Annotated in this window: 25 protein-coding genes and 1 riboswitch; of the genes, 14 read left to right on the plus strand and 11 right to left on the minus strand. The window is 73.3% G+C overall.

The genetic code is table 11. The annotated features are described in order from the left end of the window. The first annotated feature begins 219 nt into the window (after positions 1-219). From S1361_RS11535 to S1361_RS11545, 3 genes are read left to right on the plus strand one after another with little or no spacing between them, the layout of a single operon-like run. Positions 220-1,260: an AAA family ATPase gene (locus S1361_RS11535; protein WP_208031761.1), complete on the plus strand. Its 1,041-nt coding sequence runs from the start codon at positions 220-222 to the stop codon at positions 1,258-1,260. Further along, positions 1,260-2,621, plus strand: coding sequence for a DUF58 domain-containing protein (locus S1361_RS11540; RefSeq protein ID WP_208031762.1), 1,362 nt, complete (start codon positions 1,260-1,262; stop codon positions 2,619-2,621). Before S1361_RS11535 ends, S1361_RS11540 begins: the two co-directional genes overlap by 1 nt. Further along, the gene (locus S1361_RS11545; protein WP_208031763.1) at positions 2,618-5,002 is read left to right on the plus strand and encodes a transglutaminase TgpA family protein; all 2,385 of its coding nucleotides are present in this window, start codon (positions 2,618-2,620) and stop codon (positions 5,000-5,002) included. Before S1361_RS11540 ends, S1361_RS11545 begins: the two co-directional genes overlap by 4 nt. A 79-nt stretch (positions 5,003-5,081) precedes the next feature. Here S1361_RS11545 and S1361_RS11550 read toward each other — a convergent pair whose 3' ends face one another. The 3 genes from S1361_RS11550 to S1361_RS11560 form a co-directional block, all read right to left on the minus strand. Further along, positions 5,082-5,465, minus strand: coding sequence for a DUF3040 domain-containing protein (locus S1361_RS11550; protein WP_208031764.1), 384 nt, complete (start codon positions 5,463-5,465; stop codon positions 5,082-5,084). Between the two features lie 296 nt (positions 5,466-5,761). Continuing rightward, positions 5,762-6,532, minus strand: coding sequence for a methyltransferase (locus S1361_RS11555; protein ID WP_208031765.1), 771 nt, complete (start codon positions 6,530-6,532; stop codon positions 5,762-5,764). A gap of 162 nt (positions 6,533-6,694) precedes the next feature. Beyond that, positions 6,695-7,273: an SAV_6107 family HEPN domain-containing protein gene (locus S1361_RS11560; RefSeq protein ID WP_208031766.1), complete on the minus strand. Its 579-nt coding sequence runs from the start codon at positions 7,271-7,273 to the stop codon at positions 6,695-6,697. 162 nt (positions 7,274-7,435) lie between these two features. Here S1361_RS11560 and S1361_RS11565 point away from each other — a divergent pair, with 162 nt between their 5' ends. The 4 genes from S1361_RS11565 to S1361_RS11580 all read left to right on the plus strand — a co-directional run bounded on the left by S1361_RS11565 (position 7,436) and on the right by S1361_RS11580 (position 13,025). Then, positions 7,436-8,317: an ATP-binding cassette domain-containing protein gene (locus tag S1361_RS11565; protein ID WP_243769143.1), complete on the plus strand. Its 882-nt coding sequence runs from the start codon at positions 7,436-7,438 to the stop codon at positions 8,315-8,317. Next, on the plus strand, positions 8,289-10,373 hold the full coding sequence (locus S1361_RS11570; RefSeq protein WP_208031768.1) for a YhgE/Pip domain-containing protein: 2,085 nt from the start codon (positions 8,289-8,291) through the stop codon (positions 10,371-10,373). The genes S1361_RS11565 and S1361_RS11570 overlap by 29 nt, the downstream gene beginning before the upstream one ends. Positions 10,374-10,420: 47 nt before the next feature. Next, positions 10,421-11,050: a TetR/AcrR family transcriptional regulator gene (locus S1361_RS11575; protein WP_208031769.1), complete on the plus strand. Its 630-nt coding sequence runs from the start codon at positions 10,421-10,423 to the stop codon at positions 11,048-11,050. 466 nt (positions 11,051-11,516) lie between these two features. After that, a complete protein-coding gene (locus S1361_RS11580; protein ID WP_208031770.1) occupies positions 11,517-13,025 on the plus strand; it encodes a phytoene desaturase family protein in 1,509 nt (502 codons plus the stop codon). Positions 13,026-13,047: 22 nt separating this feature from the next. On the opposite strand, the gene S1361_RS11585 is transcribed toward S1361_RS11580, so the two are convergent. From S1361_RS11585 to S1361_RS11610, 6 genes are all read right to left on the minus strand, one after another. Further along, positions 13,048-13,968 (minus strand): SCO2102 family sporulation regulator, encoded by a 921-nt coding sequence (locus tag S1361_RS11585; RefSeq protein ID WP_208031771.1) that lies wholly within the window; start codon positions 13,966-13,968, stop codon positions 13,048-13,050. A 56-nt stretch (positions 13,969-14,024) separates the two neighbouring features. Continuing rightward, the gene (metF, locus tag S1361_RS11590; RefSeq protein WP_208031772.1) at positions 14,025-14,948 is read right to left on the minus strand and encodes a methylenetetrahydrofolate reductase [NAD(P)H]; all 924 of its coding nucleotides are present in this window, start codon (positions 14,946-14,948) and stop codon (positions 14,025-14,027) included. Positions 14,949-15,045: 97 nt separating this feature from the next. Next, a complete protein-coding gene (gene thiE, locus S1361_RS11595; RefSeq protein ID WP_208031773.1) occupies positions 15,046-15,696 on the minus strand; it encodes a thiamine phosphate synthase in 651 nt (216 codons plus the stop codon). A 92-nt stretch (positions 15,697-15,788) separates the two neighbouring features. Continuing rightward, a complete protein-coding gene (locus S1361_RS11600) occupies positions 15,789-16,154 on the minus strand; it encodes an Rv2175c family DNA-binding protein (protein WP_058080226.1) in 366 nt (121 codons plus the stop codon). A gap of 106 nt (positions 16,155-16,260) precedes the next feature. After that, the gene (locus tag S1361_RS11605; RefSeq protein WP_208031774.1) at positions 16,261-17,493 is read right to left on the minus strand and encodes an NAD(P)/FAD-dependent oxidoreductase; all 1,233 of its coding nucleotides are present in this window, start codon (positions 17,491-17,493) and stop codon (positions 16,261-16,263) included. A gap of 32 nt (positions 17,494-17,525) precedes the next feature. Further along, positions 17,526-17,876: an avidin-fold protein gene (locus tag S1361_RS11610; RefSeq protein ID WP_208031775.1), complete on the minus strand. Its 351-nt coding sequence runs from the start codon at positions 17,874-17,876 to the stop codon at positions 17,526-17,528. Positions 17,877-17,929: 53 nt separating this feature from the next. After that, a riboswitch (TPP riboswitch) is annotated at positions 17,930-18,041 on the plus strand. Between S1361_RS11610 and thiO the strand changes: the two genes are divergently transcribed. The 6 genes from thiO (at position 18,039) to S1361_RS11640 (ending at position 23,821) form a co-directional block, all read left to right on the plus strand. Next, a complete protein-coding gene (thiO, locus tag S1361_RS11615) occupies positions 18,039-19,208 on the plus strand; it encodes a glycine oxidase ThiO (protein ID WP_208031776.1) in 1,170 nt (389 codons plus the stop codon). It overlaps the preceding riboswitch by 3 nt. Then, positions 19,205-19,417: a sulfur carrier protein ThiS gene (gene thiS / locus S1361_RS11620; protein ID WP_208031777.1), complete on the plus strand. Its 213-nt coding sequence runs from the start codon at positions 19,205-19,207 to the stop codon at positions 19,415-19,417. The genes thiO and thiS overlap by 4 nt, the downstream gene beginning before the upstream one ends. 3 nt (positions 19,418-19,420) lie before the next feature. After that, complete coding sequence (locus S1361_RS11625) at positions 19,421-20,215, plus strand: thiazole synthase (RefSeq protein ID WP_208031778.1); 795 nt, start codon at positions 19,421-19,423, stop codon at positions 20,213-20,215. Positions 20,216-20,359: 144 nt separating this feature from the next. Continuing rightward, the gene (gene pknB, locus S1361_RS11630; RefSeq protein ID WP_208031779.1) at positions 20,360-22,291 is read left to right on the plus strand and encodes a Stk1 family PASTA domain-containing Ser/Thr kinase; all 1,932 of its coding nucleotides are present in this window, start codon (positions 20,360-20,362) and stop codon (positions 22,289-22,291) included. 74 nt (positions 22,292-22,365) lie between these two features. Beyond that, entirely contained in the window at positions 22,366-23,244 is an 879-nt protein-coding gene (locus tag S1361_RS11635; protein WP_208031780.1) for a deoxyribonuclease IV, read from the plus strand. Positions 23,245-23,320: 76 nt separating this feature from the next. Next, complete coding sequence (locus S1361_RS11640; protein ID WP_208031781.1) at positions 23,321-23,821, plus strand: DUF4396 domain-containing protein; 501 nt, start codon at positions 23,321-23,323, stop codon at positions 23,819-23,821. Positions 23,822-23,838: 17 nt separating this feature from the next. On the opposite strand, the gene S1361_RS11645 is transcribed toward S1361_RS11640, so the two are convergent. Then, positions 23,839-24,471, minus strand: coding sequence for a sulfite oxidase-like oxidoreductase (locus tag S1361_RS11645; protein ID WP_208031782.1), 633 nt, complete (start codon positions 24,469-24,471; stop codon positions 23,839-23,841). A gap of 173 nt (positions 24,472-24,644) precedes the next feature. Between S1361_RS11645 and bfr the strand changes: the two genes are divergently transcribed. Then, complete coding sequence (gene bfr / locus S1361_RS11650) at positions 24,645-25,127, plus strand: bacterioferritin (protein ID WP_208031783.1); 483 nt, start codon at positions 24,645-24,647, stop codon at positions 25,125-25,127. Positions 25,128-25,144: 17 nt separating this feature from the next. Here bfr and S1361_RS11655 read toward each other — a convergent pair whose 3' ends face one another. Further along, a complete protein-coding gene (locus S1361_RS11655) occupies positions 25,145-25,369 on the minus strand; it encodes a (2Fe-2S)-binding protein (RefSeq protein WP_208031784.1) in 225 nt (74 codons plus the stop codon). Positions 25,370-25,402 lie beyond the last annotated feature (33 nt).

The following is a 25,402-nucleotide window of genomic DNA, read 5'->3' on the forward strand; positions in this document are numbered from 1 at the left end:
CCGCAACGGGAACCCGGTTCGAAAACACGGTCGAAAAGACCGTAAGACCGACATCGAGCGGGCAGTTGTCCACAGGCGAGTGACACGAATCGGTAACGGCAGCAAGAATGCGGGGTGTGACGTCGCGCGGAACTTTTTCCGCGTGGTGTCCGTGTTTCGGGGTGGGCCGGTTTCGCACGGAGAGCATCGGCCCGGAAAGAACGGGCCGAGGAGGGCCGGGTGACGACCTATGACGATCGAGCGAGCCTCACAGATCTGACCGCCACGGTGGAGCGGGTACGCGGTTCGGTGGAGGGCGTGATCGAGGGCAAGCCCGAGGTCGTACGGCTCGCGCTGACCGTGCTGCTCGCCGAGGGCCACCTGCTGATCGAGGACGTCCCCGGAGTGGGCAAGACGATGCTCGCCAAGGCACTGGCGCGGTCCATCGACTGCTCGGTGCGGCGCATCCAGTTCACGCCGGACCTGCTGCCCTCGGACATCACGGGCGTGTCCATCTGGGACCAGCAGCGCCGGGACTTCGAGTTCAAGCCGGGCGCCATCTTCGCGCAGATCGTGATCGGCGACGAGATCAACCGCGCCTCGCCGAAGACCCAGTCCGCGCTGCTGGAGTCCATGGAGGAACGCCAGGTCACCATCGACGGGCACACGTACGAACTGCCCAGCCCCTTCATGGTGGTGGCCACCCAGAACCCGGTCGAGATGGAGGGCACGTACCCGCTGCCCGAGGCCCAGCGCGACCGCTTCATGGCGCGGGTCTCCGTGGGTTACCCGAGCGTCGAGGCCGAGTTGCAGATGCTCGACATCCACGGTGGCGTCAGCCCGCTGGAGGACCTCCAGCCGGTGGCGCACGCGCACGAGATCGTGAAGCTGGTCGAGGCGGTCCGCGGGGTGCACGTCTCCGAGCCGGTCCGGCGGTACGCGGTCGAACTGGTCGCCGCCACCCGCACCCACCCCGACCTCAGACTCGGCGCCTCCCCGCGCGCGACCCTGCACCTGCTGCGCGCGGCCAAGGCCTCCGCGGCCCTCGCGGGGCGGGAGTACGCGCTGCCGGACGACGTCCAGGCACTCGCCGTCGCCGTCCTCGCCCACCGCCTGCTGCCCACCGCCCAGGCCCAGCTCAACCGCCGCACGGCCGAGCAGGTGGTGCGGGAGATCCTGCAGCACACCCCGGTGCCGGCCGCGCCGGGCCACCAGAGCGGCTTGGGCGGCCTGGGCCGCACCATCCCGGCCTATCCGCAGCAGCCGCCGCGGAGTCTGTGATGAGCACCGGGGGGACCGCGCCGGCCGAGGCCGACCGCGGGGAGACGAGCGGGGTCCGTACGGCCCTGTCTGGTCTCACCACCCGGGGCCGCTCCTTCCTCGCGGCCGGGATCGCCGCCGCGATCTGCGCGTTCGTGCTGGGCCTGAGCGAGCTGCTGCGGGTCGGTCTGCTGCTCGCCGTGCTGCCCCTGATCTGCGCGACCGTGCTGTACCGCACGCGGTACCGGGTGGCCGCGAGCCGCCGTCTGGCCCCCGCGCGCGTACCGGCCGGCAGCGAGGCCCGGGTGCACCTGCGCATGGACAACGTCTCCCGGCTGCCCACCGGCCTGCTGATGCTCCAGGACCGGGTGCCCTACGTCCTCGGGCCGCGGCCCCGGTTCGTGCTGGACCGGGTGGAGCCGCAGGGCCGCCGCGAGGTGTCCTACCGGGTCCGCTCGGACCTGCGGGGCCGCTATCCGCTGGGCCCGCTGCAGCTGCGGCTGACGGACCCCTTCGGCATGTGCGAGCTGACCCGCTCCTTCTCGACGTGCGACATGCTGACGGTGATACCGCGCGTGGAGCCGCTGGCCCCCGTCCGCTTCGGCGGCGAGGCCAAGGGGTACGGCGACGGGCGGCAGCGCTCGCTGGCCCTGGCGGGCGAGGACGACGTGATCCCGCGCGGCTACCGCTACGGCGACGACCTGCGCCGGGTGCACTGGCGGTCCACCGCGCGCTACGGCGAGCTGATGGTGCGCCGCGAGGAGCAGCCCCGGCGCTCCCGGTGCACCGTCCTGCTGGACACCCGCGGCGGTGCCTACGAGGGCGCGGGCCCGGACTCGGCCTTCGAGTGGGCGGTCTCCGGTGCCGCCTCGGTGCTGGTGCACATGCTCGAACGCGGCTTCTCGGTACGGCTGCTGACCGACGGCGGCAGCGTGGTGCCCGGCGAGGGCGCCGACGGGTTCGCGGGCAACGGCCAGGAGACCGCGGACGCGGCCGGGCTGATGATGGACACCCTCGCGGTGGTCGACCACTCCGACGGCACCGGCCTGTCCCGGGCGTACGACGTGCTGCGCGGCGGCAACGAGGGGCTGCTGATCGCCTTCCTCGGCGACCTGGACGAGGAACAGGCGACGACGGTCGCCAAGATGAGCCGGCGCAGCGGCGGCGCGGTCGCCTTCGTGCTGGACCCCGACGTCTGGACCCGGGAGGCGACCGACGTGCCCCGCCCGGGCGACCAACACGCGGAGCGGCTGCGGATGCTGCGCGAGGCAGGCTGGACGGCGCTGAGCGTGCCGCGCGGCGCGTCGATGGACGGACTGTGGCGGCAGGCGGACCGGGAGCGGTCCGGCCTGGCCGCCGTGAGCGGGGAGGCACGGGGATGAGCGGGCGGGCACGACTGGCGCTGTGCGCGGCGGCGGCCACCCTGATGGCTTCCTGCGCGCTGCTGCCGCTGGTCGCCGAGCCGACCTGGCTGCTGCAGCTGGTCCCGCTGGTGGCCGTGCAGACCGGGGTGGGCGCGGCGGCCCGGCGGGTGCCGCTGGGCCGGCTGCTGACCGTGGCGGCGCAGGTCCTGGTCACCCTGATGCTGCTGACCCTGGTCTTCGCCCGGCAGCACGCGATCGCCGGGCTGGTCCCCGGCCCGGACACCTTCCGGTACTTCGCCGAGCTGCTCCAGCAGGGCGCGGACGACGTCAGCCGGTACGCGATACCGGCGCCGGTCACCGACGGCATCAAGCTGATGCTGATCGGCGGCGCGCTGGTCGTCGGGCTGCTGGTGGACGTGATCGCGGTGACCTTCCGCAGCGCGGCCCCGGCCGGGCTGCCGCTGCTCGCCCTGTACTCGGTGGCCGCGGGCCTGTCCGGCGGCGGCGCCGGCTGGCTGTGGTTCCTGGTGGCGGCGGCCGGCTATCTGATGCTGCTGCTCGCGGAGGGCCGGGACCGGCTCGCCCAGTGGGGCCGGGTCTTCGGCGGCGCGCCCCGCGGCCCGGGCGCCCCGGAGGCCGGTGCCGTCGCGCCGGTGCGCACCGGGCGGCGGATCGGCGCGGTGGCGCTCGGGGTGGCCCTGATGGTGCCGCTCGCCCTGCCCTCGATGCACGGCGGCCTGCTGGACGCGGCCGGCACCGGCGTGGGGCCGGGCCGCGGCGACGGGGGCACGATCTCGGCGGTCAATCCGCTGGTGTCGCTGCGCGACAACCTGAACACGAACGACGACCGCCAGGTGCTGACCCTGCGGACCGACACGAACGACATCTCCGACCTGTATCTGCGGATCGTCTCGCTGGACGAGTTCGACGGCACCACCTGGACGCCGGCCCAGCGGCACATCGTCGGCGTGCCGGACAGGCTGCCCACGCCCATCGGCCTGGACCCGGACGTCAAGCGCGGCACGGTGCGGACGCTGGTCCGGGCGGCCGACTGGTACGCCCAGAACTGGCTGCCGATGCCCTACCCGCCGAACGAGGTGAAGGTCGACGGCCGGTGGCGGTACGAGCCGGTCGGGATGACCCTCGTCGGCGACCGCGGCCAGACCACGCGCGGCGCGAGCTACCAGGTGACCAGCCTGGACGTGCGGCCGACCCCGCGGCAGCTGGCCACCGCGCCGCAGCCGCCGGCCGCGCTGCAGAGCGAGTACACCAAGGTGCCGTCCTCGCTGCCGAAGGTGGTGGAGCGCACCGCCAAGCAGATCACCGCGGGCGCGAACAGCCACTACGAGGAAGCCGTCAAGCTCCAGGACTGGTTCGCCGTCACCGGTGGCTTCCAGTACGACACCTCGGTGAAGGTGGGCCGCGGTCCCGGCGCCATAGCGAACTTCCTGAAGCAGAAGGAGGGCTTCTGCGTCCACTTCTCCTTCACGATGGCGGCGATGGCCCGCACCCTCGGCATCCCGGCCCGGGTCGCGGTGGGCTTCGCGCCGGGCACGATGCAGGCCGACGGCACCGTCGCGGTGACCCAGAAGGACGCCCACGCCTGGCCCGAGCTGTACTTCGAGGGCGTGGGCTGGACCCGCTTCGAGCCGACCCCGACCCGCGGCACCACACCGTCGTACACCCAGCCGGACACCCCCGGCAGCTCGCTGCCGCAGGAGGCGCTGCCGTCCAAGGGCGCGTCGTCGGCGCCCTCGGCCTCGGCCTCGCCGAGCGAGAGCTGCAGCAGCGACCTGCGCAAGCTCCAGGCCTGCGACAGCCCGTCCGCCGCGGCGGCCCCGCAGCAGGACGGCGACGGTACGGACTGGTGGGGATGGCTGCTGATCGCCCTGGCCGCGCTGCTGGTGCCGGCGGTTCCGCTGTCGCCGTGGCTGTGGCGGCAGCGGGTGCGCGCCCAGCGGCTGGGCGGACACGCACGGACCGCCGAGGGCGCGGCGGTACACACCCTGGCGGCCTGGCAGGAGCTGACGGACAGCGCCTGGGACCACGGCATCCCGCCGGACGAGTCGCTGACCCCGCGCAAGGCCGCCGACCGGATCGTCCGGCTCGGGCGTCTCGATCCGGCCACCGGGACCGCCGTGCACCGGCTGGCGGACGCGGTGGAGCAGGTGCTGTACGCGCCCAGGCCGCGCCCGCCGGCGGGAGCGGCGGAGGACGTGCGCCGGGTGACCGAGGGGCTGCGGGCCGGGGTGAGCACAGGGACGCGGCTGCGGGCGCGGTTCCTTCCCCGCTCGTCGGTCCGGGTGCTGTGGGCGGTGTCGGCCCGCTGGTCGGCGCTGCGGAGCCGGGTCGCGGCGGTCCGGCCGGCGGTGCGCCGGCCGTCCGGGCAGCGGGGCTGAACGCACGAGTGAGGGGCGGCCACCGGATGGTGGCCGCCCCTCACTGGTCTGCTGTGGCCGGCGCGGAGGCGCCGGGGGATCAGTGCCCCTGTTCGTCCCGGCGGCGCTGCCAGCGCTGCTCGATCCGGTCCATGACGGAGCGCCTCGGACGCACCTGACGGCGCATTCCGGCCGGGGGCTGCTCCCCGGGCTTCGGGGCCTTGCGCCAGCCGGTGACGGCGAGCACGGCACAGCCCAGCATGACGAGGAAACCGACCACGCTGACCCAGATCAGCTGCGCGACCATTCCGGCCATGAGGAGCGCGATACCCGCGAGGAAACCGGCGACCGCCTGGTAGACCCGCCGCCGGGTGTACGTCCGCAGCCCGTTTCCCTCAAGCGCCGACGCGAACTTGGGGTCTTCGGCGTACAGCGCTCGCTCCATCTGCTCAAGCATTCGCTGCTCGTGCTCCGAGAGCGGCACGGAGTCCTCCTCATCGTGCAGTCGCCGGGGGCGACCCGGGGGGTCCCTTCAGGATAGGCAGGGAATCGCCCCCGTGAAACCCGCCCCTCTACGCCAATCGGCCAACCGGAACCGTCATGGCCGTCCCGGCTCGCTGAGGCTTCCATTCCCCGGCGGCCGACCCGTCATGCCGGGTGGTGTACCTCGATCATACGGCGCAAACCCCTCGTTCGGGGGGGTTGTGGCGTACTCCATCCGCTGCCGCGGCGCTGATCAGCGGCTCGCCCCGGTGGTGCGCTCGGGTGCCGGCGGACCGCTCAGGCCTGCGCGGGATCCGTCGTCTCGCCGAGCACGTGCAACTGGGTGGCCACGGAGTGGAACGCGGGCAGTTCGGCCGCCGCGGCCTCCAGCTTCAGCAGCGCGTCCAGGGCACCGGGCTCGGTGTCCACCAGGACGCCGGGCACGAGGTCGGCGAAGACACGCACGCCGTGCACGGCGCCGACCCTCAGGCCGGCGCTCTCGACGAGCGCGGTCAACTGCTCGGCGGTGAAGCGGCGGGGCACCGGGTCGCCGGTGCCCCAGCGGCCGTCGGGGTCCCGGAGCGCCTGCCGGGCCTCGGTGAAGTGCCCGGCGAGGGCGCGGGCGAGCACGGCCCCGCCGAGGCCGGCGGCGAGCACGCTCAGCACGCCTTCGGAGCGCAGCGCGGCGACCGCGTTGCGGACGCCCTCGGCCGGGTCGTCCACGTACTCCAGGACGCCGTGGCACAGGACGGCGTCGTAGCCGCCGCGCTCGACCACGTCGAACAGGCCGTGCGCGTCGCCCTGGACGCCCTTGACCCGGTCGGCGACACCGGCTTCGGCGGCGCGGCGCTCCAGCGCGAACAGCGCGTTGGGGCTGGGGTCGACGACGGTGACCCGGTGGCCGAGGCGGGCGAGCGGCACGGCGAAGTTGCCGCTGCCGCCGCCGGTGTCGAGGACGTCCAGCGAGTCCCGGCCCGTGGCCTTGACCCGGCGGTCGAGGGCGTCCTGCAGGACCTCCCAGACCACGGCGGTACGGAGAGAGGCGCGGGGGCGCGTCGGGTCCGACACGAGATGACTCCTCGGCAGGGCGAACGTCACGGGAGCTCCACCCTATTGCTTCCGTGCCGTGCCTGGTCACCGCGGCGGCGTCCGGCCACCGGCGTCTCGCCCGGCGGACACCGGGCGCGGCCGCACGGGACGCTGCGTGAGGGCCCGGCGCACGGTGCGTGGTCAGCCCGCGTCCGGCAGACCGCCCCCCTTCCCCGGGCCGTCCCCGCCGGCGCCGGTGTCGCCGCCGGTGTCCTGGCGGGGCTGGGGCAGGACCGGCTGGAGGACGAGCATCCGCTCCACGATGCGGAGGAACATCGCCACGTCCCGTATCAGGTCGTCGGCGTCCCGCTGCCCGGCCGCGCCCTGGATGCCCGCCTCGGCGCGGGCCCGGCGCGCGGCACCCGAGGCGAACAGCGCGCTCCACTCGGTCAGCTCGGGCGCGATCTCGGGCAGCACCTCCCAGGCGCTGCGGATGCGGGCCCGGCGACGCGGGGAGGTCTCGGGCCGGCCGCGGGCGGCGAGCACGGCGGCGGCGGTGCGCAGGGCGGCCAGGTGGGCCGTCGCGTAACGCTCGTTCGGCGTGTCCAGGACGATGGCCTCCTCCAGTCCGGCCCGGGCCTGGGCGAGCAGGTCGAGGGCGGCCGGCGGGGCCGTGGCCCGGCGGAGCACGGGGTGCACGTCGCTCGCCGGGCCGGTCAGTGAGGGGGCAGGGCCGGTGGCGCGGCGCCGGGGGGCGGCGGCTGCGGACGAGTGGGCCATGACGAACCTCCTGTCGTCTGGGTGACGGCACGAATGCCGTATGTGCCCATCGTGCGGTACGCCACTGACAATCCGGCCCGACCTGGGCTTTTGCCTCGATCGTGGGTTCGGGCGTATTTTTGCACTGACCAGTCAGTTCAAATTCTCCATGCAGGGGGGCCAGTGGATGCCACGGTCGGCGCGGACGTCAGGGCCGAGGGCCTCGGACTCAAGGGGCCACGGGGGTGGGCCTTCCACGGCATCACCCTGGAGGCCGAGCCCGGCTCACTGATCGCGATCGAGGGACCGTCCGGCTCCGGCCGTACGAGTCTGCTGCTCGCGCTCACGGGACGGATGAAGCCCACCGAAGGAGTGGCCACCGTCGCCGGGTTCAAACTTCCCCGGCACATGGCGGGCCTGCGCCGGGTCAGCGCGGTGGCCAACGTGAGCGGCGTGACCGACCTGGAGCCGGCCCTCACCGTCGGCGAGCACCTGCGCGAACGGGCCCTGCTGCAGCGCCGGTTCGAGGACTCCCTGCGCGAGCTGCTGCATCCCCGCGCCCAGCGCGCGCACGAGGCGCGGCTGCGGGTCGACGCGGCCCTGGCCGCCGCCGGACTCGACCTGGAGACCCTGCCGAAGGGCTCCCGGACGGCCGTACGCGACCTGGAACGGCCGCAGGAGGTGCGGCTGTCGCTCGCGCTGGCCCTGCTCGGGCGGCCCCGGCTGCTCGGCGTGGACGACATCGACATGAAGCTCTCGGCTCCCGAACGCGAGGGGATCTGGGACACGTTGCGGTCCCTCACGCGCGCGGGGACGACGGTCGTCGCCGTGTGCCGCGCCGCTCCCGGGGACTGCCTCACCGTGCGGACCGGGGGGACGCGGGCCGAACGGCACAAGCCCGGGCCGGAGAACGGGTCCGGCAACACACCCGGGGACACACCCGCGAACGAGCCTCGGAACACGCCCGAGGCCGGCCCCGGGAACACACCCGCGAACGAGTCCGGGAAGCCCGAGCCGAAGAAGGAGGAAGCCGGCGATGCGCTCACCGAGGCTGGCCGCGCTTGAGCTGAAGCGCTTCGGGCGCGGCAGGCTGCCGCGCGCCGCCCTGATCGCGCTGCTCGTGCTGCCCCTGCTGTACGGCGCCCTGTACCTGTGGTCCTTCTGGGACCCGTACGGCCGTCTGGACCGGATCCCGGTGGCCCTGGTGAACGACGACAAGGGCGCCACGGCGGGCGGGAAGAAGATCACCGCGGGGGACGACATCGTCGACGGGCTGCGCGACAGCCGGACCTTCGAGTGGCACGAGGTCAGCGACGAGGAGGCCCGCGCGGGTGTCGAGGACGGCACCTACTACCTGTCGCTGACCATGCCGGCCGACTTCAGCCGCCGCATCGCCTCCAGCTCGGGCGACTCCCCGGAGACCGGCGCCCTGCGGGTGCGCACCAACGACGCGAACAACTACATCGTCGGCCAGATCTCCCGCACCGTCTTCAACGAGGTCCGCTCGGCGGCGTCCGCGAAGACCTCCCGGGGCTTCCTGGACAAGATCTTCGTGTCCTTCTCCGACATCCACGACAAGACCGTCACGGCGGCCCGGGGCGCGGACAAGCTGAACAGCGGCATCGGGAAGGCGGAGAAGGGCTCCAAGGAGCTCGCGGACGGACTGAAGGACGCCAAGGGCGGCAGCGGCAAGCTGGCCAAGGGCCTGCAGAAGCTCGACACCGGCTCCGGCGACCTCCAGGAGGGCTCCCGGCAGGTCGCCGACGGCACCCAGGCGCTCGCCGACAAGGTCAACGGCGTCTACGCCGAGGCGGGCCCGTTCCTGAAGACCAACGAGAAGACCATCGGGGACACCGCCCGGCTGGTCTCCGACTCGGCGAAGGCGGTGAAGGACAACCTGGACGTGCTGGTGAAGCGCGCGCCGGCCGCCGCGAAGATCGCCCACGGGTCCTCCGCCCTCCTCGACAAGATCTACCAGGAGCGCTGCGAGGGCGTGGCCGTCCCCGACCCGGCCTGCCCCGAGCTGAAGCGGGCCAGGACGGCCGCCGCCGAGGTGGCCACCGTCGCCGACGACCTCAACACGCTGATCGCCGACCAGAACGGCGACCTGAAGACCATGCGGGACAACCTGGGCACGCTGCAGAAGCAGGCCGACGCCCTCGCCGCGCGCGCCCCCCACCTGTACGAGGACGTCGACGACGCCGTCAAGAAGATCGACAAGCTGAACACCGGCGCGCAGAAGGTCGCCGCCGGCGCCGAGAAGCTGCACACCGGAATCGGCACCGCCCACACCGGCGCGGTCACGCTGGACCAGGGCATCGGCACCGCCAAGTCGGGCGCCGAGACCCTGAACGGCGGCCTGTACAAGCTCTCGGACGGCTCCGGCAAGCTGGCCGGCGGCCTGCACTCGGGCGCGAAGAAGATCCCGGACTACGACAAGCGGGACCGCGACCGGCGCACCGGCGTGATGGCCGACCCGGTCCAGCTGGCCTCCCACGACCTGCACAAGGCACCGAACTACGGCACCGGGTTCGCCCCCTACTTCATCCCGCTGTCCCTGTGGGTCGGCGCGATGGTGGCCTACATGCTGATCCCGCCGCTCAACCGGCGGGCCCTCGCGGCCGGCTCCTCCGCCTGGCGGATCGCCCTGGCCGGCTGGCTGCCGGTGGTCGCGGTGGGCGTGCTCCAGGTGGTGGCGCTGATGGCCGTACTGCACTGGGCGATCGGGCTGCAGATGCTGCGGGCGGCCGGCACGATCGGCTTCCTGTGCCTGGTCACGGCCTGTTTCGCGGCGATCGTGCAGTGGCTGAACGCCCGCTTCGGCGCGGCCGGCCGGATCCTGGTGCTCGCGCTGCTGATGCTCCAGCTGACCTCGGCGGGCGGCACCTATCCCGTGCAGACCAGCCCGCGCTTCTTCAACGCCATCCACCCGTTCCTGCCGATGAGCTACATCGTGGACGCGCTGCGCCGGCTGATCACGGGCGGCGGGCTCGGCCCGGTGTGGCAGGCGTGCGGTGTGCTCACCGCGTTCACCGCCGGCGCCCTCGCGCTGACGGCCCTGGCGGCCCGCGGCCGGCAGGTGTGGACGCCGTCCCGGCTGCACCCGGAGCTGAGCCTGTGATCCGGGGGCGGCGTCCGCACACGCGCGTACCTGTGAGAATCAGGGCCATGGAAAGCAGCAGCGCCAAGGCCGGCGGCAGCACGCGCCGCGAGGCCACCCGGCAGAAGCTCTACGAGGCGGCCGTCACCCTCATCGCCGAGCAGGGCTTCTCCGCGACCACGGTGGACGAGATCGCCGAGCGGGCCGGAGTCGCGAAGGGCACGGTCTACTACAACTTCGCGAGCAAGTCCGTTCTCTTCGAGGAGCTGCTCAGGCACGGCGTCGGCCTGCTCACCGCCTCCTTGAAGGAGGCGGCCGAGCAGACGGCACGCGAGGGCGGCGGCAAGGTGGACGCGCTGGACGCGATGGTCCGCGCGGGACTGGTCTTCATCGACCGCTACCCGGCCTTCACACAGCTGTACGTCGCCGAGCTGTGGCGCACCAACCGGGCCTGGCAGTCCACCCTGATGGTGGTGCGGCAGGAGGCGGTCGCGGTGGTCGAGGGGGTGCTGCGCGAGGGCGTGGCGGCCGGCGAGTTCAGCGACGAGATCGACATCCAGCTGACGGCGGCGGCGCTGGTCGGCATGGTCCTGGTGGCCGCGCTGGACTGGAAGTCCTTCCAGCCGGAGCGCTCCCTGGACGACGTCCACGCGGCCCTGTCCCGGCTGCTCCAGGGACGGGTCAGCGGCGCGGTCTGAGCCCGCACGCACACGGCCCGAAAGGCACACGAGGAAGGCGCCGGTCCGCTTCCGGACCGGCGCCTTCCGTTCCCCCGTGCACCACCGGGATCCCCCGGGATCCCCCCGTGATCCCCGTTCTCCCGGTGTTTCCCCCGTGCCCCCGTACTTCCTTCCCGTACTCCCCCGCGTACGGGCTCCCCCGTGCGGACCCCCGTGGTGGTCTTCCCCCGAGGCCCCCGTGTCTCGCTTCCGCCGACGGATCGGCGGAAGGAGCGGCCGGTGGGCGGGCGCCGTTCCGCCGCCCCGTGTCGGCGGTGCCGGGCCACGCCCCCTGCCGTGCCTCCACTCTCTCGTTCCGGCGGCCCGCGCCCCATCCGCGCACGTACTCATCTCGCGATCTGAGTACACGTACTCAGCTGTGCGCACCCGTGCCCGGGCCGCCCGGCGGACCGGGTTGTCGGTGGTGGCCGATAAAGTCGCAGGCATGGCACGGATTGCGGTGATCGGCGCCGGGATGGGCGCGATGGCGGCTGCCGCCCGGCTGGCCGTCGCGGGCCACCGGGTGGTGGTGTACGAGCGCACGGAGACGTACGGCGGTGCGGTGCGCCGGTTCGAGCGGGACGGTTTCCGCTTCGACACGGGCCCGGGGCTGCTGACACTGCCCGCCGTGTACCGCGATCTGTTCCTCAAGACCGGCAGGAAGCCGCTGGAGGACTGCGTCGAGCTGGTCCAGGTCGACCCGTCGTCGCGGCACGTCTTCGCGGACGGCACGGAGGTGTCCCTGCCGAACGCCTCCCGTGCGGGCGTGGTCGCGGCGCTGGACCAGGCGCTGGGCGCGGGGGCGGGCGAGCGCTGGGGCGACTTCCTGGTCCGCGCCCGCGAGGCCTGGGACCGCACCCGCCGGCCGCTGCTGGAAGAGCCGCTGTGGCCCAACTGGGAGGTGCTGGTCGAGAAGGAGCCGTATCCGGGCACCCGGTACAAGCGGCTGCTGCGCACCCACCGTGTGGTCAAGCTGTTCGAGATCGGCAGACATGAGCTGCGCGACCCCCGGCTGACCCAGCTGCTGGAGGGGTACGCGCTCGCGTACGGCGTCGACCCCGGCATCGCTCCGGCGAGCGCGGCCGTGCTGCCGTACATGGAGCACGCCTTCGGCACCTGGTACGTGCGCGGCGGGGTGCGGGAGCTGGCGCGCGCGGTGTACGAGCGGTGCCTGGAGCGCCGGGTGGAGTTCGTCTTCGGCGCCGAGGTCGTCCGGGTGCTGGAGAAGGACGGCCGGGCGGCCGGGGTGGAGCTGGCCGACCGGACGGTGGCCGAGGCGGACCTCGTCGTCGGCGCGGGTCCCTGGCGGCTGGGCGGCCTGCTCCCGGACCGGGAGCTGTACGGCAGCGGGGACGTGCCCCCGGACCCCGAGGACCGCTGTCCGGGCCGGGTGGTCGTGTGCCTGGCGCTGCGCGGGGCGCGGGAGTCCGGCGCGGTGCACCGCACGGTGGTGCACTCGGCCGACGCCGACGGGGATCTGGACCTGTTCCGGCACGGGATGCTGCCCGACCTGCCGCAGGTCGTCGTGGACCGGCCGGACGACCCGGCCCTGCGTCCGGACGCGGAGCACGAGTCCGTGGTGCTGACGGCCACCGTGCCGTCCGCCGCGGAGTACGACTGGGCCGCGCCGGGGGCCGCCGACGCCTTCGCGGACCGGCTGGTGGCGGCCGCCGAGCGTGCCGTACCGGGGCTGCGCGAGCGGGTGCTGTGGCGGGAGGTCCGCACCCCGCTGGACACCGAGCGGGAGACCGGCGCCACGGGCGGTGCCGTTCCGCCGCCCGCGCTCGCCGGGGCCGAGGGAGTGCTGCATCCGGCCAACACCACGGCGGTGCCGGGTCTGTTCGCCGTCGGCGGCTGGTCGCACCCCGGCGGCGGCCTCCCGCACGCCGGTATGTCGGGCGCGCTGGTGGCCGGACTGATCGTGGAGGGGCCGGAGTTCCGCGGCTCGCAGTGACGGGCCCGCGCGAGGCGGGTCCTCAGAAGCGGTACTGCTCGTCGTACCCGACGCCGGGCTGCGGCTGCTGGCCGCCCGGGGTGTGCGGGTACGGCTGCTCCTGCGGGAGTTCGCCGCCGTAGGTCTCGTCGCTGCGCTGCTGCGGCACCCACACCCCGCCGGCCGGGGTCTGGCCGTAACCGCCGGTGGCGTACGGGTCCTGGGCGTAGCCCTGCTGGCCGTACTGCTGGCCGTACCCCTGGTCGTAGGACCCGTAGGACTGGCTGCCGACGTACGGGTCGGAGTAGTTGGCGTACCCCTGCTGGCCCGCGGTGTCGTAGCCGTACCCCTGCTGGCCGTAGCCGGAGTAGTCGTAGGCGTAGCCCTGCTGGGCGGCGGTGCCCGCGTGGGCCGGGTCGCCGTAGACGCCGTGGTTGCCGGTGTCCTCGGGCAGGGGCTGCGGCGAGTAGACGGTGGGGGTCTCCGCGGCGGCGGGCTCGGCGGTGCGGGAGGCGGCCGGGGTGAAGACGTCGTCGCGGTCGTAGTCGTCGTCGTAGTCGCCGTGCGTCCGGCCGAAGCCGTACGCGTCCTGGTCGGCAGCCTGCTCGTCGGCCGTCCCGGCGGGCCCGGCGTCGGTGTCCCGGGGGTCCGGCCCGGGCCGGTCCGCCCGGCCGCGGCGGCGCTTGCTGCCGCCGGCGGGCTCGGAGTCGGGCCGCTTGACCGCCCAGCCCGAGGCGAAGCCGCGGCGGAACGACAGCGTGACGTAGGTCTGCCCGACGGCGAAGGCGATCGCGCCCAGCCCGATCACGACGACGGACGGCATCAGCACGCCCAGCACGACGCCGAGGAAGCCGGCGAAGGCCAGCAGGCGCCAGCGCAGCCGCGCCTTGTACTGCAGCAGTACCTCGCCCAGCAACCACAGCGCGACGACGCCGAACGCGATGTAGAGGACCGTCCAGCCCATGTACGCCCCTCTCCCAGTGACCGCTACGCAGTGTGTCGTATCGCGGTGCGGCCGGTCTAGGCCTGCGGGGGGTGGTGCAGGCCCAGGTTCTCGTAGATTTCCAGGGTCGCCGTGGAGTTGTTGAGCGTGATGAAGTGCAGTCCGGGCACTCCCTCGGCCAGCAGCCGTGCGCAGAACTCCGTGGCGAACTCGATACCGATCGAGCGTACCGCCGCCGGATCGTCCTTCGCCGAGAGGATCCGCTCTTTCAGGGCGTCCGGGAAGCAGGCGTTGCTCAGCTTCGGCAACCGTTCCAGCATCTTCACGCTGGTGACCGGCAGAACCTCCGGGATCACCGGGGTGTCGCAGCCCGCGGCCACCACACGGTCGCGCAGCCGCAGGTACGACTCCGGCTGGAAGAACATCTGTGTGATGGCGTAGTCGGCGCCGGCACGGCACTTGTCCACGAAGTGGGCGACGTCGGTGTCCCAGTCCGAGGAGCGCGGGTGCATCTCCGGGAACGCGGCGACGCCCACGCAGAAGTCTCCCGACTCCTTGATGAGCCGGACGAGTTCGGCGGCGTAGGTCAGGCCCCGGGGGTGCGGCACCCACTCGCCCATCGGGTCGCCGGGCGGGTCGCCGCGCACGGCGAGCATGTTGCGGATGCCGGCGTCCGCGTACTGGCCGATGATGTTGCGCAGCTCGGCGATGGAGTGGTCGACGGCGGTGAGGTGGGCGACCGGGGTGAGCGTGGTGTCCGCGACGATCTGCTCGGTCTCCTTGACCGTGCCCGCGCGGGTGGAGCCGCCGGCACCGTAGGTCACGGAGACGAAGTCGGGGGCGACCGCCTCGACCCGCCGGAGCGCGCTCCACAGGTTCCGCTCGCCCTTGGGGGTCTTCGGCGCCGAGAACTCGAACGAGTACGTCGTCTTGCCGGTGGCGAGGATGTCGCGCACGGTCCGTGCGCGATCAGTCCTGGTGGATGCGGTTCCGAGGGCCATACCCGCAGGTTAGCCAGGGGTGGGCGGTCCCCCAACCAGACCTCGGTAATTTGCCCGATTTGTCGCCTTCCTGTCCAGTGGGTGGACAGAACCGGCGCTAGCAGGCCTCCCGCACCCGCTTCGCGAGCTCCGCCGCCGCCGCGCCCGGGTCGTCCGCCTCGGTGATCGCGCGGACCACGACCACCCGGCGGGCGCCCGCGTCCAGCACCTGGTCCAGGGTGCCGAGGTCGATGCCGCCGATGGCGAACCAGGGGCGGTCGGTGCCGAGGCCCGCCGTGTGCCGGACCAGGTCGAGGCCGGGGGCGTGGCGGCCGGGCTTGGTGGGGGTGGGCCAGCAGGGGCCGGTGCAGAAGTAGTCCACGCCCTCCTGGACGGCCGCCGCGGCGGCCTCGGCCTCGGCGTGCGTGGAGCGGCCGATGAGGATGCCGTCGCCGAGGATGGCGCGGGCCGCGGGAACCGGGAGGTCGCCCTGGCCGAGGTGGAGCACGCCGGCGCGGGCGGCGTGCGCGACGTCCGCCCGGTCGTTGACCGCGAGCAGCTTGCCGTGCCGGGCGCAGGCGTCGGCGAAGACCTCCAGGTGCTCCAGCTCCTCGGCGGCCTCCATGCCCTTGTCGCGCAACTGCACGATGTCGACACCGCCGGCCAGGACCGCGTCCAGGAACTCGGGCAGGTCGCCCTGGCGCTTGCGGGCGTCCGTGCAGAGGTACAGGCGGGCGTCGGCGAGCGCGGCGCGGGCGGTGTCGGACATGCGCGGGTCCCCCCGTGGTCGGTGTGCCCCGTGGCTCGGGGCGGTGGCGTACGGGCGTCCGGCCCGCACGCCACCTCCTGCTGCGGGTCGGCTCAGACGGCGAGCGCCTGGGCGCGGCGCTTCACCTCCGTGCCGCGATTCTCGCTCAGGGCCTGCGCGGGGGTGCCGGGCAGGGTCGGGTCGGGGGTGAAGAGCCACTCGATCATCTCTTCGACCGTGAAGCCGTCGTCCCGCAGGAGCGTCAGGGTCCCGGACAGGCCCTTGACGACCTTGTCCCCGTCGATGAAGGCGGCGGGGACGTGCAGCGCCCTGTTCTCACCACGGCGCACGGCGATGAGCTGGCCCTCCTTGACCAGCTGCCGGACGCGCGTCACCTCGACGCCGAGCATGTCGGCGATGTCGGGGAGGGTGAGCCAGGCGGGGACGAGAGCATCGATCTTTGCGTCAATCTCGGTCACGGGGACAAGCGTAGGCGCTTCACCGGAGAGGCCGCGATCCGTCATGGGCCGTCCGCGGGTCCGTCGTGGCTGATCACGCGGTTTCCCGCGGTCCTCCCCGGGCGCTTCAGCCGGCCGTGGTGTCCTTCAGCGGGCGGCCCGGGTCGGCCAGGGCGTCCGGGTCCATGGTCCGGCCCGCCTCGATCAGCCGGCGGCCCTGGGCCAGGTCCCGGGGCCGGCCCACCGCCAGCAGCGCCACCAGGCGGCCCTCGCGCAGCCAGCACACCGTCCAGGACGGGCCCGCCGGGTCACCGCGCCACACCATGCGGTCGGCCGCGGCGTGGTGGCCGGCGTACTGCACGAACCGGCCGAACTGCTCGGACCAGAAGTACGGCACCGGATCGTAGACCGCCGGGGTCTCGCCGAGGATGTTCGCGGCGACCGTGCGCGGGCCCTGCAGGGCGTTGTCCCAGTGGTGGACGAGGAGCCGTTCGCCGTAGCGGGCCGAGGGGAAGGAGGCGCAGTCGCCGACGGCGTACACGTCCGGCACGGAAGCACGCAGGCGGTCGTCGGTGAGGACCTCGCCGTGCGGGCCCAGCTCGACGCCGGAGCCGGCCAGCCAGGCGGTGGCGGGGCGGGCGCCGATGCCGACGACGACGGCGTCCGCGGGCAGCCGGGTGCCGTCGGAGAGCAGCACCTCGCCGGGCTCGACGCGCTCCACGCGCGCGCGGGTGCGCAGCTCCGCGCCCGCTTCGGCGTACCAGGCGGCCATCGGCGCGGCGACCTCGGCGGGCAGGGCGCCGGCGAGCGGGTGCTCGGCGGCCTCCACGACGGTCACCGCGCAGCCGGCCTCCCGGGCGGCGGTGGCGAACTCGGCGCCGATCCAGCCGGCGCCCACGACCACGATGTCGTGCTGGCGGGCGAGCACCGGCCGCAGCCGTTCGGCGTCGTCCAGGGTGCGCAGCAGATGCACGCCGGGCACGCCCTCGGCGCCGGGCAGCCGGATCGGTTCGGCGCCGGTGGCGAGGACCAGGACGTCGTAGGGCACGGGGCCCGCCTCGGTGTCCAGTTCGTGCTCGGCCGGGCGCAGGCCCAGCACCTCGCAGCCGAGCCGCAGCTCGACCCCGAGGGACTCGAAGTCCACCTCGAAGGCGGAGTCCTCGGCCTTGCCGAGCAGTACCGCCTTCGACAGCGGCGGCCGGTCGTACGGCTGGTGCGGCTCGGCGCCGATGACGGTCACACCGCCCCGGAAGCCCTGTTCGCGCAGGGCGACCGCGGTCTGCACCCCGGCCATGCCCGCGCCGACGACGACCACGCGCCGCCCCGCCGCCGTGCCCTCTTCCGCTGTCTGCTCGCTCACCCGATCACCATAGACAATTGACGATCCGTCAGTCAGGGGGCCTGCCCGGTGACCTGTTCCACAACACTCGTGCCGGAGCCCGGCTGGGACTCCCACTCCCAGGTCTCCTCCAGCCGCACCCGCCCGTCCGGCAGTTCGACGACCGCGGACACGCAGTGGCCGGAGGCGGTCGTCCCGTCGGTCTTCAGCTGGACGTACCGGAAGTCCAGCCGGTCCCCCTCACGGGTGCCCACCAGATGGCCGCGTACGACATCGCCGCCCGCGTACTCGGCCCAGATCCCGCCGTCCTGCTCGTGGTACGTGAAACGGGTGCGGGTACCCACCTGACCTGGGGCTTGGTCCGCCACCGGGGCGAGGATCAGTCCGTCGAGCGACCGGGCCATGGAACGGGGCTCCCTTACGGGTGCGGAGGGCTGCGGGCTAGGGTGGCCACCGTACAAGCACTCGCGGGAGCCCGGACGCACCGGGCTGAGAGGGAGGCTGGCGGCCTCCGACCGTACGAACCTGATCCGGGTCATGCCGGCGAAGGGAGGGGCTGGACGCCCATGTCGTCACGTACGTCCGACGTCCTCGTCATCGGGGGCGGAATCATCGGCCTGGTCACGGCCTGGCGCGCGGCGCAGCGCGGGCTCGCCACGGCCGTGGTGGACCCCGAGCCCGGCGGCGGGGCCGCGCAGGTCGCGGCCGGAATGCTGGCCGCGGTCACCGAACTGCACTACGGCGAGGAGACCCTGCTCGCCCTGAACCTGGAATCGGCCCGCCGCTACCCCGACTTCGCGGCCGAGCTGACCGAACTGACGGGCCACGACCTCGGCTACCGCAGGTGCGGCACCCTCGCCGTCGCACTGGACGCCGACGACCGCGCCCACCTGCGGGAACTGCACGGGCTCCAGCAGCGCTCGGGGCTCGCCTCGGAGTGGCTGTCCGGGCGGGACTGCCGGCGTCTGGAGCCGATGCTGGCGCCGGGCGTGCGCGGCGGGCTGCGGGTGGACGCCGATCACCAGATCGACCCGCGCAGGCTGGCGGCGGCCCTGGTGACCGCGTGCGAGCGGGCCGGGGTGGTGTTCCACCGCGTGTGGGCGGAGCGGCTGGACGTGGTGCGGGACCGGGCCGCCGGGGTCACCACGGCGGACGGCACCGCGCTGGGCGCGGACCAGGTGGTGCTCGCAGCCGGCAGCCTGAGCGGACGGCTGGCGGGCGTGCCGGACGAGCTGCTGCCGCCGGTGCGGCCGGTCAAGGGGCAGGTGCTGCGGCTGACCGTGCCGCGCCGGTACGCACCGTTCCTGAGCCGGACCGTACGGGCCGTGGTGCGCGGCAGCCACGTCTACCTGGTGCCCCGGGAGAACGGCGAACTGGTCGTCGGCGCCACCAGCGAGGAGCTGGGCTGGGACACGACGGTCACGGCCGGGGGCGTGTACGAGCTGCTGCGCGACGCCCACGAGCTGGTGCCCGGCATCACCGAGCTGCCGCTCACCGAGACCCGGGCCGGGCTGCGCCCCGGCTCCCCCGACAACGCGCCGCTGCTCGGCCCGTCCGGCCTGGCCGGGCTGTTGCTGGCCACCGGGCACCACCGCAACGGGGTGCTGCTCACGCCGGTCACCGGGGACGTGCTGGCGCACACCCTGGTCGCCGGTGAACTGCCGGAGGAGGCCCGTCCGTTCGCCCCGCAGCGCTTCGGCGCCGCGCTCGTGGAGAAGCTGGAGCAGCCCGCATGAACAGCCCGGTCCTGATTTCCGTCAACGGGGAGCGCCGGGAGATCGCCCCGGGCACCGCTCTCGACGCCCTCGTGCAGAGCCTCACCGCGGCGCCGCGCGGGGTGGCCGCCGCCGTCAACGAGACCGTCGTCCCGCGCGCGGAGTGGGCGACGACCGCCCTCGCCGACGGCGACCGGGTCGAGGTCCTCACCGCCGTGCAGGGAGGCTGAGCCATGGCCGACGATCCCTTGGTCCTCGGTGACCTGACCTTGTCCTCTCGGCTGATCATGGGCACGGGCGGGGCGCCCAGCCTGGAGGTGCTGGAGCGGGCGCTGATCGCCTCCGGCACGGAGCTGACCACGGTCGCGATGCGCCGGGTGGACCCGTCCGTGCACGGCTCGGTGCTGTCGGTGCTGGAGCGGCTCGGCATCCGGGTGCTGCCCAACACGGCGGGCTGCTTCACCGCCGGTGAGGCCGTGCTGACCGCCCGGCTGGCCCGGGAGGCGCTCGGGACGGACCTGGTGAAGCTGGAGGTCATCGCCGACGAGCGGACGCTGCTGCCGGATCCGGTGGAACTGCTGGAGGCGGCGGAGACGCTGGTCGACGACGGGTTCACGGTACTGCCGTACACGAACGACGACCCGGTGCTCGCGCGGAAGCTGGAGGACGTCGGGTGCGCCGCGGTCATGCCGCTCGGGTCGCCGATCGGATCCGGACTGGGGATCCGCAATCCCCACAACTTCCAGCTGATCGCGGAGCAGGCGCGGGTGCCGGTGATCCTGGACGCGGGGGCCGGTACGGCGTCCGACGCGGCGCTGGCGATGGAGCTGGGGTGTGCGGGGGTGATGCTGGCCTCCGCGGTGACCCGGGCCCAGGAGCCGGAGCGGATGGCCTCCGCGATGAGGCTGGCGGTGGAAGGGGGACGGTTGGCCCGGCTGGCCGGGCGGATTCCCCGCAGGTACCTGGCCGAGGCGTCGTCCCCCGCGGAGGGGCTGGCCCGGTTGGATCCCGAGCGTCCGGCGTTCTAGTCCCGTCGCGGCTCTCGCCGTCGGCGACCGCGGGCCGTGACAGGGGCCGCGATGCGTGTGTCGCGTCACAGGTCGGCTTCAGTCCCGCCCCGATGCCGGTGGGCGGGGCGGTCGTGTCGGCGCTCCCTCGTAGACTCCCCTGTCGTGGATACGACCCTTCAGGACCCCCTCCTCGGGCAGGTGCTCGACGGCCGGTACCGCGTCGACGCGCGCGTCGCGGCCGGCGGGATGGCCACGGTGTACCGGGCCCTGGACACCCGTCTGGACCGTGTGCTCGCGCTGAAGGTGATGCACCCGACGCTCGCGACCGACGGAACGTTCGTCGAGCGGTTCATCCGGGAGGCGAAGTCGGTCGCCCGGCTCGACCACCCCAACGTGGTGCAGGTCTTCGACCAGGGGACCGACGGGTCGTACGTCTACCTGGCGATGGAGTACATCGCCGGATGCACGCTGCGGGACGTGCTGCGCGAGCGCGGCGCGGTGCAGCCGCGGGCCGCCCTGGACATCCTGGAGCCGGTGCTCGCCGCGCTCGGTGCCGCGCACCGGGCCGGGTTCGTGCACCGGGACATGAAGCCGGAGAACGTGCTGATAGGCGACGACGGCCGGGTCAAGGTCGCCGACTTCGGGCTGGTGCGCTCCGTGGACACGGTGACCAGCACGACCGGTGCCGTGCTCGGGACCGTCTCCTATCTCGCCCCGGAGCAGATCGAGCAGGGCACCACCGGCCCGCGCGTCGACGTGTACGCGTGCGGTGTGGTCCTGTACGAGATGCTGACGGGCGGGAAGCCGCACTCCGGCGACTCTCCGGCCCAGGTGCTCTACAAGCACGTCCACGAGGACGTGCCCCCGCCCTCGGCACTGGTGCCCGGGCTGCCGTACGTGCTGGACGAGCTGGTGGCGTCGGCCACCGCGCGTACCCCGGAGATCCGGCCGCACGACGCCGTCGCGCTGCTCGCCCAGGTGCGCGAGGCCCGCCTGACGCTGACCGACGAGCAGCTGGACACGGTGCCGCCGCAGGCGCTGGCCGCGGAGCACGACAACGCCGAGGACCGCACGAGGGTGATCCCGCGCGCGCTCACCGTGCCCCGGCCGCTGCCCGTCGACGAGGACGCGGACGCCCCCGTGGACGGCGTCGACCGCACCGCCCGCTTCCAGAACCCGCCCGTCGCGCCCCGCCGGCGCCCGGGGCGGCCCCCGCGCGCGGTGCTGGCGGTGATCGCGGCCGTCCTGCTGGTCCTCGGTGTGGGCGCCGGGGTCTGGTACATCAACTCCGGCCAGTTCACCAAGGTGCCGCCGCTGCTGGCGCAGACCGAGGCGCAGGCGCGGGCCCGGCTGAGCGCGGCCGGCCTCGACGTGGGCCAGGTCAAGCGGGCGTACAGCGACACCGTCGAGCGCGGCGCGGTGATCGGCTCCGACCCGGCGCCCGGCGCGCGGATCCGGGACCACGACTCGGTGACGCTGACCGTGTCGCTGGGCCCGGAGACGGTGAACGTGCCGAGCGTGAAGGGACAGCCGCTCGCGAAGGCGCGGGCGCGGCTGAAGGCGGACGGCCTGGAGCCGGGCATGGTGACCCGCGAGTTCAGCGAGGACGTGGCCAGGGGCTCGGTGGTCGGTACGACGCCGGAGGCGGGCACCAAGCGGCACGCGGGCTCGGCGATCGCGCTGATCGTGAGCAAGGGCAGCCCGATCGACGTGCCGGACGTCACCGGCGACGACGTGGACAGCGCCCGGCAGGAGCTGACGGACGCCGGTCTGAAGGTGAGGATCGCGGCCGGGCGGATCAACTCCGAGTACGACAAGGGCCAGGTCGCCGCGCAGAGCCCGGACGAGGGCAGCCGGGCCGCCGAGGGCGACACGGTGACGCTCACCCTGTCCAAGGGCCCGGAGATGATCGAGGTCCCGGACGTGACCGGTGACAGCGTGGACGACGCCCACGAGGCCCTGGAGGCCGCCGGTTTCGAGGTGGACGAGGACCGCGGGCTGCTCGGACTGTTCGGCGACACCGTGAAGAAGCAGTCGGTGGAGGGCGGCGACAAGGCGCCCAAGGGGTCGACGATCACCATCACCATCCGGTGACCATCCCCATCCGGTGACCGGTCTCACCGGGGACCGCGGCCCGGGCGCGGGGGCGGACATGACACCCTGAACGGGTGAGCCCTGTTCCGCCCTCCCTCCCCCGCAACCCCGTCGGCGGTCATGTGCCCGTGGCCGGCGGTCTGCACTCCGTGGGGCTGTCGTACGCCCGTGATCTGAAGGCGGAGACCGTGCAGGTCTTCGTCGCCAACCCGCGCGGCTGGGCCACTCCGCCCGGCAACCCGCGGCAGGACGAGGCGTTCCGCGCCGCGTGCGCCGAGGAGTCGATCCCGGCGTACGTGCACGCGCCCTACCTGATCAACTTCGGCTCGCACACCGAGGCGACCGTGGAGCGGTCGGTGGAGTCGCTCCGGCACTCGCTGCGGCGCGGGCGGGAGATCGGCGCGCTGGGGGTGGTGGTGCACACCGGGAGCGCGACCGGCGGGCGGACCCGGGAGGTGGCGCTGAAGCAGGTGCGCGCGCACCTGCTGCCGCTGCTGGACGAGCTGACCCACGACGACGCCCCGTTCCTGCTGCTGGAGTCGACCGCCGGGCAGGGCGCCTCGCTGTGCTCGCGGACCTGGGACTTCGGGCCGTACTTCGAGGCGCTGGACGCCCATCCGAAGCTGGGCGTGTGCCTGGACACCTGCCACGTCTTCGCCGCCGGGCACGACCTGACCGGGCCGAGCGGCATGCACCAGACCCTGGACCTGCTGGTGGAGACCGTGGGCGAGGGCCGGCTGAAGCTGATCCACGCCAACGACTCCAAGGACGTGGTGGGCGCGCACAAGGACCGGCACGCGAACATCGGCGCCGGCCACATCGGCGAGGACCCGTTCCGGGCGCTCATGAGTCACCCGGCGACCGAGGGCGTACCGCTGGTCATCGAGACGCCCGGCGGCAAGGAGGGGCACGCGGCGGACGTGGAGCGGCTGAAGAAACTGCGCGACGGATAACCCCCCGGGAATACCCCCAGGGGGTACACGGTTCCTGCTGGACGCAGGAACCGTCATCCGGACATGGGGGTACGTCATGCAGCACGAGACACACGCGGAACACGCCCACCACCACACGGCTCACGCCGGTCACGCGGGCGGGGCCGACTGGCGTACGGCCGCGCAGGCCACCCTGCACTGCCTCACCGGCTGCGCCATCGGCGAGGTGCTCGGCATGGTCGTCGGCACGGCGCTGGGCTGGGGCAACCTGGCGACCACCCTGCTCGCGATCGCGCTGGCCTTCGTCTTCGGCTACTCGCTCACCCTGCGCGGGGTCCTGCGGGCCGGCGTCGGCTTCCGTACGGCCTTCCGGGTGGCGCTGGCCGCGGACACCCTGTCCATCGCGGTGATGGAGCTGATCGACAACGGGGTGATCGCGGTCTGGCCGTCCGCGATGGACGCCATGCTGGGCGACCCGCTGTTCTGGATCTCGCTCACGGTCTCGCTCCTGATCGCCTTCGTGGTGACCGTCCCGGTCAACAAGTGGACGATCGGCCGGGGCAAGGGGCACGCTGTGGTGCACCGATACCACCACTGACGCGCCCGGGGCCGGGCTCAGAGTTCGGGGCCGTCCCCGGGCTGCTCCTGGTAGGAGTAGCGCTGTTCCTTCCAGGGGTCGCCGATGTTGTGGTAGCCGCGCTCCTCCCAGAAGCCGCGGCGGTCGGCGGTCATGTACTCCACGCCCCGGACCCACTTCGGGCCCTTCCAGGCGTACAGGTGGGGCACGATCAGCCGGACCGGGAAGCCGTGCTCGGCGGTGAGCAGCTCGCCGTCCTTGTGGGTGGCGAAGACGGTGCGGTCGGAGGCGAAGTCCGACAGGCGCAGGTTCGAGCTGAAGCCGTACTCCGCCCAGACCATCACATGGGTGACGTCCGGCGCCGGCGGGGCCAGGTCCAGGATCGCGCGGGCGGGGATGCCGCCCCACTCCGCGCCGACCATGCTGAACTTCGTCACGCAGTGCAGATCGGCCACCACCGTGGTGTACGGCAGCGCCGTGAACTCCTCGTGGTTCCAGGTGTGCTTGTCGCCGCCGGCGGTGGCGCCGAAGACCCGGAACTCCCAGCGTTCGGGCCGGAACTTCGGGACCGGCCCGTAGTGCGTGACCGGCCAGCCCCGCTGGAGCCGCTGACCCGGCGGAAGCTCGGACCCGGCCGCTGCCCCAGACTCTCGCTCCACCGGATGACCCATGTATCCATCCTGACAGACCTCGGGCAGTGCCTTGACCACCCGGCCTCGAACCGGACAATCAGCACCAACCCGGAACGTACTTACTAAGTACGCACTTACTGGACGATCTTCGCCGCCGGTGCAATCATGCCGCCGCACCCTCTCCCGTATCCCGTGTGGAAGGAGCCGCTGCGATGCAGGGCGACGCCGAGGTCATCGAGTTCCTCAACGAGCAGCTCACCGGCGAGCTGACCGCGATCAACCAGTACTTCCTGCACGCGAAGATGCAGGAGAACCTCGGTTGGTACAAGCTCGCCAAGTACACCCGGCGCGAGTCGTTCGACGAGATGAAGCACGCGGAGGTGCTCACCGACCGGATCCTGTTCCTGGACGGGCTGCCCAACTACCAGCGGCTCTTCCACGTCCGGGTCGGGCAGACGGTGCGCGAGATGTTCGAGGCCGACCGGCAGATCGAGGTCGAGGCGATCGACCGGCTGCGGCGGGGCATCAAGGTGATGCGCGAGAAGGGGGACATCACGTCCGCCAACATCTTCGAGGACATCCTCGCCGACGAGGAGCACCACATCGACTACCTCGACACCCAGCTGGAGCTGCTGGAGAAGCTCGGCGAGGCGCTGTACATCGCCCAGCTGATCGAGCAGCCGGAGAGCAGCTGAGCCCCGGCCGCCGGGCCCTAGGCCGCCTCGGGGAGGTCCGCCAGCGCCGGCCTGCCCTGGTCGGCCAGCTCACGGCGGGGGCAGGCGCCCCGGCCGAGGAGGGCCTGGATCCGGCGGACGCACGAGCCACAGTCCGTGCCCGCCTTGCAGGCGGAGGCTATCTGGCGAGGGGTGCAGGCGCCGTTGTCCGCGTGCTGCTTCACCTGGTCCTCGGTGATGCCGAAGCAGCTGCACACGTACACGCGGATTCACCTCCCGACGGGATCGCTGTCTGT

It is taken from the genome of Streptomyces cyanogenus, from assembly GCF_017526105.1.
Classification (GTDB): Bacteria; Actinomycetota; Actinomycetes; order Streptomycetales; family Streptomycetaceae; genus Streptomyces; species Streptomyces cyanogenus.